Below are 16,318 nucleotides of genomic sequence, written 5' to 3'. Positions count from 1 at the left end.
GCAATTCCCATATTGATTGAGCCGGTTAGTGAGGTGTTGTGACGGCTTGGTGACCGTTCTGCCTCGCTAAAAAAAACGGCGGGTCGCGTTATACACGCGACCCGCCGCGGGTGTAGCAGTATCAGAGTACGACGCTAGGCAGCCACAGCGAGATTGCCGGGATATAGGTCACGGCCATCAGCACCATGAACAGAGCCGCGTAGAACGGCAGCAGAGCCTTCACGGTGTTCTCGATGGTCACTTTGCCGATCGCCGCACCGACGAACAGCACCGCGCCCACTGGCGGTGTGATCAGCCCGATACCCAGGTTGACCAGCATGATCATGCCGAAGTGTACCGGGTCGACGCCGAACGAGGTCACCACCGGCAGCAGGATCGGGGTGAGGATCAGGATCAGCGGCGCCATGTCCATCAGCGTGCCCAGAACCAGCAGCATGAAGTTGACGCACATCAGGATCACGTAGCGGTTGTCCGAGAAGGCCAGGAACGCGGTGGTGATCTTCGATGGAATTTGCATCAAGGTCATGATGTAGCCGAACGCGGCGGCGAAGGCGATCAGGATCATCACGATCGACAGCGTGCGTACGGTGCGATGCAGCATCTTCGGCACCTCACGCCACTTGTAGTCGCGATAGATGAACATGGTCACGAAGAATGCCCAGATCACCGCTACGGCAGCCGACTCGGTGGCGGTAAACACGCCAGAGAGGATGCCGCCAAGGATGATGACCATGGTCATCAGACCCCACAGGGCTTCGACGCAGATCTTGATCGCCTGACGCAGCGGGATCACTTCACCTTTCGGGTAGTTACGCTTCTTGGCGAACCACAGGCACAGCGCCGCCATGGTGGCGCTCATCAGCAGGCCTGGACCAATGCCGGCCATGAACAGCGCGGCAATGGACACCGTACCGCCAGCGGCGAGCGAGTAGATCACCGAGTTGTGGCTGGGCGGAGTGAGCAGCGCCTGCACCGAACCGGCAACGGTCACGGCAGTGGCGAACTCACGTGGGTAGCCCTTCTTCTCCATTTCAGGAATCAGCACCGAGCCCACCGACGCGGTATCGGCCAGCGAGGAGCCGGAAATGGCACCGAAGAATGTCGACGCGGTAATGTTGACCAGTGACAGACCGCCGCGCACGAAACCAACCAGTACGCCGGCAAAGGCGACCAGGCGACGAGCCATGCCACCTTCAGCCATGATCGCACCGGCCAAAACGAAGAAGGGAATGGCTAGCAGTGAAAATTTGCCCACGCCACCAGCGATTTGGATCATTACGGCATGCAGTGGGATATCGATCCACCAGGCGCCAATCAGAGCCGAGATGCCGAGCGAATAAGCAACGGGAACGCGTAGCAGGATCAGTGCGATGAAACTGCCTACGAGAATGGCGGCATCCATTACACAGCCTCCTTGGAGTCTTCGACCGCTTCGAAATCAACGACGCGGCGTTTGCTTTGATCGCCGTAGAGCAGTTGCTCAATAACGAACAGCAACGTGATAAAGCCGCCCACTGGAATTGGCATGTAGCTGATGCCCACGCGAACCGATGGCAAGGTGCTCAGGTACTGGTTCCAGGTCGCCACGCACAATTTGTAGCCCCAAATCAGCATGAACAGGGCAACGGCACCCATGGTCAGGCGAACGAACAGGGTGATCAGCGATTCCAGGTTTGCCGGCAGCCGATCGGTTAGTGAAGTCACAGCCATGTGAGCACCTGCGCGGAAGCCAGCAGCAGCACCGACGAAGGTGAATATTGCCATTAGCAACACGGCGATGGGCTCGGGCCAGCCCAGTCCTTGACCCAGCACGTAACGGCTGAAGACGCCCCAGGGGATGATCGTAGCCATGATCACGATTGCCAGGCTGGCAGTCAGGATACAGGCACGGTAAATGGCGTCATTGACGCCTAGAACCAGGTTTTTCATGAGACTTCACCGGTGGCGTGGTGCCGACAGCATGTCGGCACCACGCATTCGCGAGGGGGATTACTGGACTTCGGAAATGCGCTTCATCAGGTCAGCATACGGCGCGCCGTATTTGGCACGTACCGGGGCGGTCGCATCATAGAAGGGCTTTTTGTCGACAGTGATGAATTCAACACCGGCGGCCTTGAGCTTCTCTTCGCTGGCCGCGGACTTGGCGTCCCACAGTTGGCGCTCTTCCAGCTGGGCTTCCTTGGCGACCTTGGTCACGAGGGCTTGCTGTTCTGGCGTCAGCTTGTTCCAGGTTGCCTTGGACATGACGATTGGCTCAGGCAGGATCAAGTGGCCAGTCAGGGTGTAGTACTTGGCGTTCTGGAAGTGGTTGTGCTCAAGCATGGTTGGCGGGTTGTTTTCTGCACCGTCAATCACGCCCGATTGCAGGGCGCTGAAGATTTCACCGGTATCCATGGCAATACCGTTGGCACCCATGGCGCTCATCATGTCGATGAACAGCGGGTTGCCTTGTACGCGGATCTTCATACCCTTCAGGTCTTCAATCTTGCGTACTGGTTTCTTGGTGTAAAGGTTACGGGTACCGCCGTCCATCCAGGCCAGGGCGACCAGGTTGAATTCGGAATTGGTGATCTTGTCGAGGATTTCCTGACCGATTTCGCCATCGATGATTTTGCGCATGTGGGCTTGGTCACGGAACACAAACGGCATGTTGAACACGTTTACATCCGGTACTACCGGGCCGACGATACCCAGACTGACGCGAGTCATCTGTACAGCGCCGATCTGCACCTGTTCAACCACTTCCTTCTCGGAGCCGAGCACGCCACCGGCGAACATCTTGAAGGTGATATCGCTATCGCTAGCGGTCAGTTTCTTGCCCATGTTCTCTTCGGCGACCACGGTCGGGTAACCGGCCGGATGGACTTCGGCGAACTTGATTTCAAGAGCGTTGGCTACGCTAGACAGGCCAAGCGCCAGAGGAAGTGCAGCGAGGAGAAACTTGCGTTTGAGGTTCATTGTGAAGCTCCGTTTTGTTGTTGTATGCGTGCAGGATTGAAGCTCCGGGGTGACCCGTTTCGTGTGCGGGTTCCTCGGATGTTGGAAATTAGAATCGCAACGGTGTTTCTTCAAGGCCACTAACGTCTGGCTGCAGCGCAAAAACACCACCGGCCAGAGGTTGATCGTCCAGGTTGCCGCCCGGGCGAATCGAAGTGACGTACAGGGTATCGAGGTTGGGGCCTCCAAAGGCGCACATGGTCGGCTTCTTCACCGGCACTTCCAGCGAGCGATCAAGGCGACCAGCTGGCGTGAAACGGTGAATCAGGCCGGCATCGTTGCCGCAGATCCAGTAGCAGCCATCGGCATCCACTGCGGCGCCATCAGGGCGGCCGGGGTAGTCGTTCATGTCGACGAACAGGCGACGGTTGTGCGGCGTACCGCTGTCGATGTCGTAATCGAATGCCCAGATGAGCTGCGCCGACGGGTGCGAGTCGGACAGGTACATGGTGCGGCCGTCCGGGCTGAAGCCCAGGCCATTGGGAACGATCAGGTCATCGAGCAACACCGGGAGGGTGCTTTGCCCCGTACCATCATAGCGATACAACGCGCCGACGTTGGCGCCTGCCGCCATGTCCAGAAGCATGCTGCCTGCCCAGAAACGGCCCTGACGATCACAACGACCATCGTTGAAGCGCATGCCTTCGCGAGCATGGCTGACTTCGACCAGGCGTTCGCCGGTCAGCCGACCATCGTCACCGGCGCTTAGCTGGAAGATGCCGCTTTCCATGCCAGCTATCCAGCTGCCGTCAGCGCTCCGGGCGATGCAGGCGAGCATCTCGTCGGCTTCCCAGCTTTGTGTGGTGGCGTCGGCCAGGTTCCAGCGGTACAGGCGCTTGTTGGGGATGTCGGTCCAGTAAAGGGCCTGATCCTGCACGCTCCACACCGGGCTTTCGCCCACGCTGTTGCGGGCATCGAGAATCAGTTCGGCTTGCTTGGGCATGTCCGACCTCTTTTATTGTTATCGAGTATGCGAGGTATCAGTTGTCGCCGAACGGGCCGGCTGCCGTGAATGCGCCGCCATGGTAGAGAGCGTTGGGATCGTCTGCCGCCACTGCTGGCTGGGTCTCGACCTTGTCGCGGAATACTTCGGAGTTGTCCTTGGGCGCGTAGCCCAGGTGAGCGGCCTTGCTGTTGTCCCACCACACGGTCTTGTTCGCCGACGCGCCGTAAACCACGGTGTGGCCGACATTCGGCGTGGTGAGGCCAAGTTCGATCAGTTGCACCAGGTCGTCGTAGCTCAGCCAGGTGCTCATCATGCGGCGGTTGAGCGGCTCGGTGAACGAGGAACCGATGCGGATGCTGACGGTTTCGATACCGTAGCGATCGAAGTAGAAGCTGGCCATGTCCTCGCCGTAGGACTTCGACAGTCCGTAGTAACCATCGGGACGGCGCGGGGCGTTGGCGTCGATGGTGTCGGTCTGCTTGTGGAAACCTATGACATGGTTGGAGCTGGCGAAGATCACACGTTTGACGCCATGGCGACGTGCGGCTTCGTAGATGTGGAAAACGCCGCTGATGTTCGGGCCGAGGATTTCCTCGAATGGACGTTCAACCGACACCCCGCCAAAGTGCAGGATCGCATCGACACCTTCAACGAGCTGATGAACGGCCTGCTTGTCGGCCAGATCGCAGAGCTGCACCTCGATGTGCTCACCTTCGGCCGGCGCCATTTCGACGATGTCCGAGAGACGCAGGATCTTGGTCAGGGGCTGCAGACGTTCGCGCAGTACCTTGCCCAGCCCGCCAGCTGCGCCAGTGAGCAGCAGACGATTGAAGGGTACTTGGGCGTTGGAAGTCGTAGTCATGGGCGGGAGGCCTGTTCTCTGCTTGTTGTTATTTAGAGATTGTCATCTGTTGTCGTATGACATGGGTTGGATTATCGGCATCCATCTATTCGTTTGTCAACGCGGTCACAAAACTACGATATCGTGTGATCGAGGCGCTCTATGAGGCTGTTTGGCCTGATGTAGAGCGGCTTGTGCAGGTTTTTGCAGCGCTGCTGGCAAATTGATTGCGTGCTCCTTCTTAAGTCTAGGTTGTCAGACAACTTGGCGTCTGGATGCGACGCTCGTGAGTCGCTGGGTCAGCGCATGCGCGCGATCAGGCGTCTGGCCGTTTCAGGGTTCAATGCGCCTTCAGGGAAGCGGCCGGCAAGAATCGCACGTGCCTGCTGCACGGTTCTCTGCACTTGGTAGGTAATCGCTTCCGGCACCATGCCGCCAATGTGCGGTGTGGCAATGACCTCACTGTGTTGGGCCAGGGTTGTGGTGGGGTGATCATCATGGCCCCGCCCTACGTCAACAGCTGCACCCGCCAGATGACCATTGCTCAACGCTTCACTGAGGGCCGCTTCGTCGACCAGGCCGCCACGGGAGGCGTTGATGAAAAACGCACCAGGCTTCATCTTTGCGAAGAAATCCGCGTTGGCCAGGTTGTCAGTTTCCTTGCTGTAGCGCGCCAGGCAAATCACCTGATCGGAGCGCTCAAGCAAGGTGTCGAGACCAACGCATTCGATACCCTCCGGGCTGCTGGTCAGGTAAGGGTCATAGGCAAGGATCTGCATGCCCAGCGCCTGGAGAACCGGTGCAAGGGCGATAGCGATATTGCCAAAGCCAATGATCCCGACCGTTGCACCGGCTAACTGGCGGCCCATGTGCTGCGCGGGGATTTGGCCATGCTGATACGCGCTGAAGTAATGTGGCAGCCGGCGTGCGAGGTTGATCATCTGGGCGACGATCCATTCGCTGACCGCATTAGTGAAACCCGGCCCGGCCTGGGTGACCAGTACGCCGTGCCGGGAGGCGGCATCGATATCGATGCTCTTGGTGTCCATGGCACAGCGTATGTAGGCCAGCAAGCTTGGTACTTCGCGAAACAGTCGTTCTGTCCCGGCGGTCGGTTTGTCGGAGATGATCAGGTCACAGGTGTTGGCCAGTTCGATCAATTCGTTCTCGCTCAGTACCCCCTCTTTTGAACTCAGCACCAACTCGCCGAGCTCCGCCAGTTCGCTCATGGCTTTTTCGCCGTACCACATCTTCACGCTGGACGGCGGGTAGGTGAGCAGAATTCTTGCCATTAGCGGTCTCCCTGGTTCAGTAGCCGTAAAGTTCTGCCGGGTTGTGCACGGCAACTTTCTCTCGCATCTCGTGACTTGCGAGCCAACCGAAAAGCAATTGCTGGAGTTGATATGTGCTGAGGCTGGTATCGTCGCGGGCGGTATGTGGCCAATCGGTTGCCCATAACAGGCGATCGGGTATGAGCGCTGCCGCGCGTTCGGTGAAGGCTTGATAATGGCCCAGCGCGGACGCGGAGCAATCGCTGAACAGATAAGGTGCTGAGAGCTTTATCCACAGATTTTTCTTGCGTTTCGCCAGGTCGAATAGCGCGTCGAGGGTGCCCGCATCCGTCGTGGGTGAACAGGATGCGAAGTGATCCAGTACCACCGGGCCGTCAAGGCGCTCGATGTGCTCGAGTGCGCTGGGCAGGGCTTCAGGCTTCAGGAGCAGTTGCAGGTGCCATTGCAGGCTGCTGATCTGCTCTTCGACATCGGCAAGCTGTTCCAGTGTGGGGCCATTGGCGGCAAGGGTATTGAGGCGTACGCCGCGAACGCCAAGTTGGTGCATGACGTGTAGCTGTTCGAGTGGCGTATCGCGGGCGATGACAGCCACGCCTCGCGCCTTGGGGCCAAGCTGGGTGAGCGCATCGAGCATGCAACGGTTATCGGTGCCGTATACGCTCGGCTGCACCAGTACGCAGCGTTCTACACCCAGGCTGTTGAGCAGCGCCTGGTAGTCGTCTGCGGTGGCGGTAGGCGGTCGGTAGTCAGCCCCGCTTGCCAGCGGGTAACGGCTGTGATCACCGAAAATATGCGCGTGGCAATCACAGATCATGTCCATGGGGAGAGTCATCGGCTTTGGCTCTTGCTGTGCTGCAGTGACCCGCCGCGGCGAGTGGCCGCAGCGGATGCCCGGTTTACTGAACGGCTTCGATACGCTCGATCAGCTCGGCGTAAGGTGCGCCGTATTTCTCGCGGACGGCTGCCGTGGCGTCATAGAACGGCTTGCGATCCACCTGGATGAACTCGACCCCCGCAGCCTTCAGCTTCTCTTCGCTTTCTGCCACTTGCTTGTCCCAGAGGGCGCGTTGCTCGATCTGAGCCTCTCGGGCGAACTTCTTCACCAGCGCTTGCTGCTCGGCACTGAGCGCTTCCCAGGCCTTCTTCGACATCACCAAGGGTTCGGGAATTATCAGGTGGCTGGTTTCACTGAAGTACTTGGCCACCTGTTGGTGGTTCTGCGCGAGCATGACCGCAGGATTGTTCTCGGCGCCATCGATCACGCCTGCCTGCAAGGCGCTGAAGGTTTCCCCGGTGCCCATGGCAATGCCGCTGCCGCCTAGGGCATTCATGGTGTCGAGAAACAGTGGGTTTTCCATCATGCGCATCTTCTTGCCTTTCAGGTCGGCGAGCGAGCGGACGGGAGATTTGCTGTAGAAATTGCGCGAGCCGGCGTCCATCCATGCCAGGCCAACCAGTTCGAACTGGGAATTGGTGATTTTGTCGAGAATCTCTTGGCCGATTTCGCCATCGATGACCTTACGCATGTGTGCGCTGTCGCGGAACACGAAGGGCATGTTGAAGACGTTCACGTCCGGTACCACAGGGCCCACAACACCCAGGGAGACACGCGTCAGTTGGATGGCGTTGATCTGGGTCTGTTCGATGGCTTCTTTTTCTCCGCCCAGTACGCCGCCGGCGAATACCTTCATGGTGATTTCACCGTTGGTCGCGGCGCTGAGCTTTTCCCCCATATGCTCAATGGCTGTAATGGCTGGGTAGCCCTTGGGTTGCGTATCGGCAACTTGCAAGGTCATCGCGCTTGCCAGGGAGGGGAGCAGCAAGGCAAGGGGAAGTGCGGTCGACAGCAGGGTGCGTCTGAGTTTCATGGTCATGTCCTTTCTTGTTGTTGTCAGGGAACTGGATGACGATGTGTTCAGCAAAATGAGCGCAGGTTCTAGCAGGAGAGCGGCATGTGCCTTGGGTTAATGGGAAAGGGGCGTTAACGCGTGGCGTACCTGTCGTGTTGTAGGTCGTCATATGACGGAGTTTGCTCAGCCAATTCTGAGCTTGTCAACAACGTGGGGCCGGCTTCTGCGAAGCCTCATGAGTGGGTCGGCGTTGTTCAGGAGAAAGTATTCGCTTTCATTTTTGTCGTACGATAACGTATCTCTAGCAGCCGAGGCTGCCCTCCATTTCAGCTCGCTTTACAGGTGTTCGAAGAATGACCCCACAAGAATTAAAAACTGTCCTCTCCTCCGGTCTGCTGTCTTTCCCGCTGACCGATTTCGATGCCCAAGGCGAATTCAACCCAGAAGGCTATGTACGTCGCCTTGAGTGGCTGGCCCCGTACGGCGCTACCGCTCTGTTCGCCGCTGGCGGTACTGGTGAATTCTTCTCCCTGGCTGCCGACGAGTACTCGTCTGTCATCAAGACTGCCGTCGACACTTGCGCCGGCAGCGTGCCAATTCTCGCTGGTGTAGGCGGTTCCACTCGCCAGGCTATCCAGTACGCGCAGGAAGCCGAGCGCCTGGGTGCCAAAGGCCTGCTGCTGCTGCCGCACTACCTGACCGAAGCGTCGCAGGAAGGCGTTGCCGCGCACGTTGAGCAGGTCTGCAAATCGGTGAAGATTGGCGTAGTCGTCTACAACCGTAACGTCTGCCGCCTGACCGCTCCGCTGCTCGAGCAACTGGCCGAGCGCTGCCCGAACCTGATCGGTTACAAGGACGGTCTGGGCGATATCGAGCTGATGGTGTCGATCCGTCGTCGTCTCGGCGATCGTTTCAGCTACCTGGGCGGCCTGCCGACCGCTGAAGTCTATGCCGCTGCCTACAAGGCACTGGGCGTACCGGTCTACTCGTCGGCGGTGTTCAACTTCATCCCGAAAACCGCGATGGACTTCTACCACGCCATTGCCAAGGACGATCACGCCACCGTCGCCAAGATCATCGACGACTTCTTCCTGCCGTACCTGGACATCCGCAATCGCAAGTCCGGTTATGCCGTGAGCATCGTCAAGGCAGGCGCGAAGATCTCCGGCTACGATGCAGGCCCGGTTCGCGCGCCGCTGACCGACCTGCTGCCCAACGAATACCAGATGCTGGAAGCGCTGATCAAGGCTCAAGGCCCGCAGTAAGCCTTCTTTGACAATGCTTTAAACCCGCTTGCTGCCCTTTTGCGGCAGCAAGCGGGTGTTGTTTCTTTCAATGCCCTGTAAAAAGCAAACAGGGTACGCAATGCTTCCTTTCTCGCTGCATGCCGCCCTTCGGGTGTGCGTGTTTGTATTGCATTTTTCGGTGCTCGCGTCTCCCGTCAGGGGGTTAGCCGAACATGACCAATCAATGCGTCGACATCTACTCCCTTTTCGACTGGCGGAGGGTGTAAACGCGTCCGTCGAAGACGGTGAGTGTTCAATGATCGGCGCTGCGGTTAGTTATCGATGCCTATGCAGTCCCGGATAGCGCGGCTGCAGCTTGGCAGCATCGAGGGTCAGAACGCTGGCGTCTGTACCTGGCCTTTGGTGTAGAACGCACGCAAATTTTCCAGCACGAGGTCTTCCATGGCCTCGCGAGTCTCTCGCGTGCCGCTGCCCATATGCGGCGCCAAGACGACGTTGTCGAGTGTCAGCAATACCTGGGGCACATCCGGCTCATGCTCGAATACATCGAGCCCGGCACCGGCAATGGTGCCCTGCGCCAAGGCCTCGACCAGAGCCGCTTCATCAATGACTGAACCACGGGCAACGTTGATCACAAAGCCCTTCGAACCAAGCGCTTGGAGTACCTGCGCATCGATCAGGTGACGGGTCTCGGCGCCGCCCGCCACGGTGATCACCAGAAAATCGCTCCAGCGCGCGAGCTCCACGAGCTGCGCTTCGAATCGATAATCCAGATCGTCGATCCGTTTACGGTTGGTGTAGGCGATCTGCATGTCGAAGCCGCTGGCTCGTTTGGCCACCAGGCGGCCGATCTGACCGAGGCCGACAATGCCCAGGCGCTTGCCGCTCAGCCGTGTCGTCAACGGGTAGCGGGCTTGCGGCCATTGGCCGGCACGCACGTAACGATCGGCTGCGCTGAGTTGCCGTGCGCAATCGAGCAGCAGGGCGAAGGCCATGTCCGCGACACAATCGCTCAGGGTGCCGAAGGTTCCGGCCACCTGTATGCCACGCTGCTGTGCACTGGGCAGGTCGATTTTGTCGAGGCCGACGCCTCGGCAGGAGATCACTTTAAGATCAGGCAGAGCCGCCATGATCGACTCGGGTACTCCAGTCGGGGCGGCGGTGGCGATACCGCTAATGCGCTGGCCATGTTCCTCAAGGTAGCGCAGCGCATCCGCCTGCTCCCACAGGCGGTGAATCAGGAAGTCGCTCGCCAATGCAGTATCGAGCGTGGGTGAGAGTGGGCAGAGTTGTAGAACTTCAGCAGTCATCGCTTGCTCCTCTGATCAGACGTCAGTGAATGGGCGTGCTTGAGGGGGACGCGATTTGGCAAACTCTTTGTACGCGGTCACGAGCACCACGATCAGGGCGGCCAGGAGTACAACTCCGGAAATCGGTTCGGTGATAAAGGGCAGCAGATCGCCTTGGCTGCTCATCAGGCCGCGGCGCAGGTTGACCTCGATGATTGGCCCCAGAATGAAGCCGAGCAGCAGGGGCGTGACGGGAATCGAGGCCTTTTTCATCAGCCAGCCAATCAGCCCGAAAAGCAGCATGCAGCCGACATCGAACAGACGATTGTTGATGCCATAGGCGCCGATCACGCAGAGCATCATGATCAGCGGCAGGAGGATGTGCTTGGGCACCGACAACAGGCGCACAAAGCCGCGCATGAAGCTGAACAGGCCCACCACCATCACCAGGTTAGCGATCACCAGCGCGGTGAAAATCCCATACACCAGCAGCCCCTGGGTTTCGAACAACATCGGGCCCGGGGTGATGCCGTGAATCATGAAACCGGCCAGCAGGATCGCTGCGGTGTTGTCGCCGGGAATCCCGAGCGTCATCAACGGCACCAGCGCACCGCCTGTAGAGGCGTTGTTGGACGACTCGCTGGCAACCAGCCCATCAGTGATGCCTGTGCCAAATTTCTCTGGGTGCTTGGAGTATTTTTTCGCGGCGCCATACGCCAGCAGGTTGCACACCGAGCCACCCAGGCCGGGGAGTATGCCGATGCCCGTGCCGATTAACGAAGAGCGCAACCAGTTGCCGAAATGGCTGAAGCCGGCGCGTACGGAAAAACCCATCTGGCGCAGGTTGTAGTTGGCCGCTGCCGGAGGCTTGCTGCTGTCTCGCGACTCCGCCTCTTCCAGCACCTGGGAAACGGCGAACAGACCGATGAGTGCCGGGAGCAGGGCGATACCGCCATCGAGCTCCGCCCAATTGAAGGTGAACCGCGGGAATGCAGTGATGGGCGCCATGCCAATGAAGGAGATCACCAGGCCAACGGCGGCAGCACCCAGGCCGCGCGCCAGCGAACCACCGCTGAGGCCCGCGACCAGGGTCAGCGAGAACAGCGCAATAGCGAAGTATTCATAGGGGCCGAACTGCAGCGCTACTTCAGCCAGCTTGGGTGCGACGAAGAACAGTACGGCGAGGCTGAAGATACCGCCCAGGAATGAACAGATGATCGACACCGACAAGGCTTTACCGGCCTGACCTCGCGAGGCCATGGGGTGGCCGTCGAAGGTGGTGGCGATCGAGGCGGGCGTGCCGGGAATCTTCAGCAAGATCGCTGAAATCAGTCCACCCGATGTGCCGCCGATATACAGGCCCATGAGCAGCGAAAGGCCATCCACAGGGGACATGGCGAACGTGACCGGAAGAAACAGCGCAACGCCCATGGTCACCGTCAAACCAGGGATGGCGCCGATGACGATACCCAGCAGGGTGCCGCCGGTAATCAATAGCAGCGTTTGCATATTGAGTACGGAAAGAATGCCTTCTATAAGCATGTGTTGCTCCTCAGCCCAGAATTCCAGCGGGCAGGCTGATATCGAATACGTTGACGAACAGGTAGTAGAAGCAGGCGGCCGGCAGCAGGGCGATGACCGCGAACTTCAGGTAGGTGCGCTTGGCGTCCTTGGCCAGGATCAGCATCTGCAAAAAGCCATACAGCGCGGACGCCGGCAGAAAGCCCAGAGGCTCCAGCAACGCCAGGTAGATACCCATGATGACCGCGCTCGCTGCAACGGCGGGCAAGCCTACGAACATGGGCGTCGGTGTGCTTGGCTGGTCTGCGCTCGGGGCGTCTGGCGCGGATTTTTGGCGCCAGCCATCGATGATCAGTATCACGCCCACGACCAACAGCAGTGCCGCGGTGAGGCGCGGCACGAACGCCGAGCCGACACCGATGGCGGCAAATTCCCTGATGTTCATGCAGGCCCAGAACAGCAGGGCGCTGAGGGCCAGGAAGAAAATCCCGGTCAGCAGATCCGGGCTGGCTAATCGTTTCGCTACATGCATTGTCTTTTCCTCGTCACGACGGTCGCCCCGGTACTTGAACGCGTCGGGGCGACCTGGCACTTGTTACTGCCCGGTGAACAGCTTCTGGAACTGCTGGAAGTAGCTGTACTGCTTTTGCGCATAATCAGTCGCAGCAGCCGGTGCCATGTAGGTGGGCGTGAGGAAGAACTTCTTCGCGTCTTGCTGATACTCGGGGTTCTCCACGACGCGTTTCACCGCCGCAGAAAACGTCTCGACGATTGGCTGAGGAGTGCCTTTGGGCATGGCGAAGAAGAAGAACTTGTTGAACTCCATGGGGAAGCCCGCTTCGCCAGTGGTCGCGACATCAGGCATCAGTGGGTTGCGTTCAGGGGACAGCAGGCCCAGGTTGATGAAGTCGCCGGAGCTGAAATAGTCCTTGGCGATGCCGTACTGAACGTTGATCAGGTTGACCTTGTGCCCGCGCAGGGCAACGATTTTCGCCGAGTTACCGCCGACGTCGACCAGGTTCATGTCGATGCCCAATTGCTGTTGCGCAGCAATCCCCACCAGGTGCGGATAACCGCCGGTGAGCATGCCGAAATCGACCTTGCGGGGGTTGGCTTTGGCGTACTCGACCAGCTCGGGCATGGTCTTGAAGGGCGCGTCCTTGTGGGTCGCCAGCACGGTAGTGTTGTCCAGCAGGGCGATGGCGACCATTTCCAGCGAATCGATACCGACATCTACAATCCCGGCGAGCTTGGGAACCATGGCTTCGCCGTGGAAGAACATCGCGGTGTAACCGTCCTTCTTCGCCGACATGACGCGGCGCATACCGATGGTGCCACCGCCACCGTCGACGTTGACGACGACCAGCGATTGGCCCAGCTCTTTCTCCAGGTATTTGTTGAATAAGCGGGCGTTGGTATCGGTGTCGCCACCCGGTGATACGGGCACCACGATTTGGATGGTCTTGGCCGGGTAACTATCGTCAGCCTGGGCGAGTCCCGCGCCCGTGCTGAAGGTGAGGGCGGCCAGCAAGCTTATGGCGGTGCGTAGGGAGGTGGTTCGCATGGGTATTTCCTTCTCTTGTTATTGTGTCGCGAAGGGGGCGCAAGCCGAGTGGCTCCAGCGATTCGAGCCGATGGGGCCACCGGAGCGGTGTGGTACGTGATCGAACAGCTGGAGAGCCGCGTTCTAGTTCGCGAGCGATTGCATGTTGTTGATCGGGGAAGGCGTCGTGGTGGGACAGACGCTGCGTGCGGAGCATCGCGATTCGGCGTAACGGAGGGCGATGCTGTAGGCGTTAGGTATGGGTGTCGTCATGTCGCGCACCTTTGTCATTGTCGTTTCGTAACGGCTCTCTGGCTGGTGTTGTCGTACGACTGGTTGGCTGCAGATGTTCTTTGGCATGCCAGCTGAAGGAACATTTTTTCGCCAGAAAGCGACTTTTCGCCAATCTAAAGGATGAAATTTCCAATGTAATTGGAGATTTACCGAGGTTTTTCCTGTTTTTTGGACATTTCGTTGGACTTTACGGTTATTGCCCTGAAACGGGGCAATTAGCAGGAAAATGCTTCCGGGGACTTGGAATTTTTATAGTTGTACGATAACGTATGACTTCAGTTGCCGGTAACGGCCTTCATGTCCTCATCCAAGGTGTAAGAAGAATGACTCCACAAGAATTAAAAACCGTCCTCTCCTCCGGCCTGCTGTCTTTCCCGCTGACCGACTTCGATGCCGCTGGTGAATTCAACCCGGCAGGCTACGTTCGTCGCCTCGAGTGGCTGGCCCCGTACGGCGCCACCGCGCTGTTCGCCGCTGGCGGTACCGGTGAGTTCTTCTCTCTGGCGGCCGACGAGTACTCGTCGATTATCAAAACTGCCGTCGACACCTGCTCCGGTAGCGTGCCAATCCTCGCTGGCGTAGGTGGTTCCACTCGCCAGGCCATCCAGTACGCACAGGAAGCCGAGCGCCTGGGCGCCAAAGGTCTGCTGCTGCTGCCGCATTACCTGACCGAGGCCTCGCAGGAAGGTGTTGCTGCGCACGTCGAGCAAGTGTGCAAGTCGGTGAAGATCGGTGTGGTGGTCTACAACCGTAACGTCTGCCGCCTGACCGCTCCGCTGCTGGAGCAACTGGCCGAGCGCTGCCCGAACCTGATCGGTTACAAGGATGGCCTGGGTGACATCGAACTGATGGTCTCGATTCGCCGTCGTCTGGGTGATCGTCTCACCTACCTGGGCGGCCTGCCGACTGCTGAAGTCTATGCCGCTGCTTACAAAGCACTGGGCGTACCGGTTTACTCGTCTGCGGTGTTCAACTTCATTCCGAAAACCGCGATGGACTTCTACAGCGCGATCGCCCGTGAAGACCACGCCACCGTTGGCAAGATCATCGATGACTTCTTCCTGCCGTACCTGGATATCCGCAACCTGACAGCCGGTTACGGGGTCAGCATCGTCAAGGCCGGCGCGAAAATCTCCGGTTACGACGCAGGTCCGGTTCGCGCGCCGCTGACCGACCTGCTGCCGGCCGAGTACGAGCAGTTGGCTGCACTGATCAAGAAGCAAGGCCCGCAGTAAGTACGACCACCTCGCTGAGGTGTTGAAAGCCCGGGCGCTATTGCCCGGGCTTTTTGGTTTCTAGGGAGCAATAGCCGATTACAGTGCTATGTACGCTTGCCGCTAGTTGCCGTCCGATCCGCTGGTTAAGATGCGGCTTCACTTGCACAGTCTGCGGCCCTTCATGGCAAAGAAATCCTCTCGCTCCTCATCTTCTCTTGCCCCGTCCAACAAGGGCGCGAGCGTTACCCTGATCGATGTGGCCAAGGTGGCTGGCGTTTCGCCGATCACCGTATCGCGGGCGCTGCACCGGCCCGAGGTGGTCAGCGAGGATGCCCGCAAGAAAGTGCTCGAAGCCGTGCGGGTGACCGGCTACGTGCCGAACATGCTGGCCGGCGGCCTGGCCTCGAACAAGAGCCGCCTGATTGCCATCTTCGTGCCGACCATCGCTCACTCGATCTTCGCCGAGACGGTTCAGTCGTTGATGGATCATCTGACTGCCGCTGGCTACCAGACCATGATCGGCCTCACCGGCTATTCCGCCGAGCAGGAAGAGCGCCTGCTTGGCGCGGTACTGGGCCGCCGGCCTGACGGCATCGTGCTGACCGGCACGCTGCACACCGAGGAAAGCCGCTTGCGCTTGCAGGCCGCCGGTATTCCTGTGGTCGAGGCCTGGGACTTGGGCGCGTTGCCCATCGACATGCAGGTAGGGTTCTCCCACGAAAAGGTTGGCCAGGCGATTGCCAATCATCTGTATCACAAGGGCTATCGCCGTTTCGCCATCGTCTCGGTCGATGACGTCCGAGCCCTCCGGCGTAGCAGCAGCGTTGTCGCGCAACTCAACACGCTGGGTATCGATGAAGTGCCCATGTCCGTTCTGGCGGCGCCTGCCACCATGCAGAGTGGCCGGGAAGGGCTGCGCCAGTTGCTCGACGCGGGGCATGAACCGCAGGTGATCGTCTGCAGTTCGGACACCGTGGCCCAGGGCATATTGGCCGAAGCGGCGTGTCAGGGCATCGAAATTCCCGGTCAGTTGGCGGTGATGGGCTTTGGCGACCTGTCCAGCGCCGCTCATTTTCACCCGTCTTTGTCGACGGTGAATGTCGACGGCGCGCGCATGGGCAAGCTGGTCGCCAGCGCGCTTCTTCAGCGTTTTCGCGACGACACCGAGCAGCAACCGATACGCCTCGACACCGGTTTCACGCTGGTCGATCGCGCCACCACCTAACCTCTCATCAGACAACTGACAACGTAACAAGAAATTGCTTGAATGATTGCGCAATC

At 59.2% G+C, this 16,318-nt stretch carries 15 protein-coding genes; 3 read left to right on the top strand and 12 right to left on the bottom strand.

The features are described 5' to 3' along the window. Positions 1–121: 121 nt before the first annotated feature. The 8 genes from ACZ3GY_RS15550 to ACZ3GY_RS15515 all read right to left on the bottom strand — a co-directional run bounded on the left by ACZ3GY_RS15550 (position 122) and on the right by ACZ3GY_RS15515 (position 7,944). The gene (locus tag ACZ3GY_RS15550; protein WP_463562119.1) at positions 122–1,402 is read right to left on the bottom strand and encodes a TRAP transporter large permease; all 1,281 of its coding nucleotides are present in this window, start codon (positions 1,400–1,402) and stop codon (positions 122–124) included. Then, complete coding sequence (locus ACZ3GY_RS15545; protein ID WP_463562118.1) at positions 1,402–1,929, bottom strand: TRAP transporter small permease; 528 nt, start codon at positions 1,927–1,929, stop codon at positions 1,402–1,404. The genes ACZ3GY_RS15550 and ACZ3GY_RS15545 overlap by 1 nt, the downstream gene beginning before the upstream one ends. 60 nt (positions 1,930–1,989) lie before the next feature. Next, positions 1,990–2,958: a TRAP transporter substrate-binding protein gene (locus ACZ3GY_RS15540; RefSeq protein WP_463562117.1), complete on the bottom strand. Its 969-nt coding sequence runs from the start codon at positions 2,956–2,958 to the stop codon at positions 1,990–1,992. 88 nt (positions 2,959–3,046) lie between these two features. Beyond that, on the bottom strand, positions 3,047–3,940 hold the full coding sequence (locus ACZ3GY_RS15535; protein WP_463562116.1) for an SMP-30/gluconolactonase/LRE family protein: 894 nt from the start codon (positions 3,938–3,940) through the stop codon (positions 3,047–3,049). 37 nt (positions 3,941–3,977) lie between these two features. Then, positions 3,978–4,805 carry an NAD-dependent epimerase/dehydratase family protein gene (locus ACZ3GY_RS15530; protein ID WP_465910897.1) on the bottom strand — a complete coding sequence of 276 codons (828 nt, stop codon included), beginning with the start codon at positions 4,803–4,805 and terminating at the stop codon, positions 3,978–3,980. Positions 4,806–5,083: 278 nt separating this feature from the next. Further along, positions 5,084–6,076, bottom strand: coding sequence for an NAD(P)-dependent oxidoreductase (locus ACZ3GY_RS15525; RefSeq protein ID WP_465910896.1), 993 nt, complete (start codon positions 6,074–6,076; stop codon positions 5,084–5,086). Between the two features lie 16 nt (positions 6,077–6,092). Next, positions 6,093–6,908, bottom strand: coding sequence for an amidohydrolase family protein (locus ACZ3GY_RS15520; RefSeq protein WP_465910895.1), 816 nt, complete (start codon positions 6,906–6,908; stop codon positions 6,093–6,095). 64 nt (positions 6,909–6,972) lie between these two features. Continuing rightward, complete coding sequence (locus ACZ3GY_RS15515) at positions 6,973–7,944, bottom strand: TRAP transporter substrate-binding protein (RefSeq protein ID WP_463562112.1); 972 nt, start codon at positions 7,942–7,944, stop codon at positions 6,973–6,975. A 335-nt stretch (positions 7,945–8,279) separates the two neighbouring features. Between ACZ3GY_RS15515 and kdgD (ACZ3GY_RS15510) the strand changes: the two genes are divergently transcribed. Next, complete coding sequence (gene kdgD / locus ACZ3GY_RS15510) at positions 8,280–9,191, top strand: 5-dehydro-4-deoxyglucarate dehydratase (protein ID WP_463562111.1); 912 nt, start codon at positions 8,280–8,282, stop codon at positions 9,189–9,191. A 353-nt stretch (positions 9,192–9,544) separates the two neighbouring features. Here the strand turns inward: kdgD (ACZ3GY_RS15510) and ACZ3GY_RS15505 are convergent, their stop codons facing one another. The 4 genes from ACZ3GY_RS15505 to ACZ3GY_RS15490 all read right to left on the bottom strand — a co-directional run bounded on the left by ACZ3GY_RS15505 (position 9,545) and on the right by ACZ3GY_RS15490 (position 13,547). Then, entirely contained in the window at positions 9,545–10,483 is a 939-nt protein-coding gene (locus ACZ3GY_RS15505; protein ID WP_465910894.1) for a 2-hydroxyacid dehydrogenase, read from the bottom strand. A gap of 15 nt (positions 10,484–10,498) precedes the next feature. Continuing rightward, entirely contained in the window at positions 10,499–12,004 is a 1,506-nt protein-coding gene (locus tag ACZ3GY_RS15500; protein WP_465910893.1) for a tripartite tricarboxylate transporter permease, read from the bottom strand. 10 nt (positions 12,005–12,014) lie between these two features. Further along, positions 12,015–12,515 carry a tripartite tricarboxylate transporter TctB family protein gene (locus ACZ3GY_RS15495; protein ID WP_465910891.1) on the bottom strand — a complete coding sequence of 167 codons (501 nt, stop codon included), beginning with the start codon at positions 12,513–12,515 and terminating at the stop codon, positions 12,015–12,017. 63 nt (positions 12,516–12,578) lie between these two features. Next, complete coding sequence (locus ACZ3GY_RS15490) at positions 12,579–13,547, bottom strand: tripartite tricarboxylate transporter substrate binding protein (protein WP_465910890.1); 969 nt, start codon at positions 13,545–13,547, stop codon at positions 12,579–12,581. 596 nt (positions 13,548–14,143) lie between these two features. Here ACZ3GY_RS15490 and kdgD (ACZ3GY_RS15485) point away from each other — a divergent pair. After that, entirely contained in the window at positions 14,144–15,055 is a 912-nt protein-coding gene (gene kdgD, locus ACZ3GY_RS15485) for a 5-dehydro-4-deoxyglucarate dehydratase (RefSeq protein WP_463562107.1), read from the top strand. Between the two features lie 163 nt (positions 15,056–15,218). Further along, complete coding sequence (locus tag ACZ3GY_RS15480) at positions 15,219–16,262, top strand: LacI family DNA-binding transcriptional regulator (protein WP_465910889.1); 1,044 nt, start codon at positions 15,219–15,221, stop codon at positions 16,260–16,262. Positions 16,263–16,318 lie beyond the last annotated feature (56 nt).

This window comes from Pseudomonas sp. PME37.24/006 (assembly GCF_055556635.1).
This window is presented reverse-complemented; position numbering and strand designations above follow the sequence as displayed.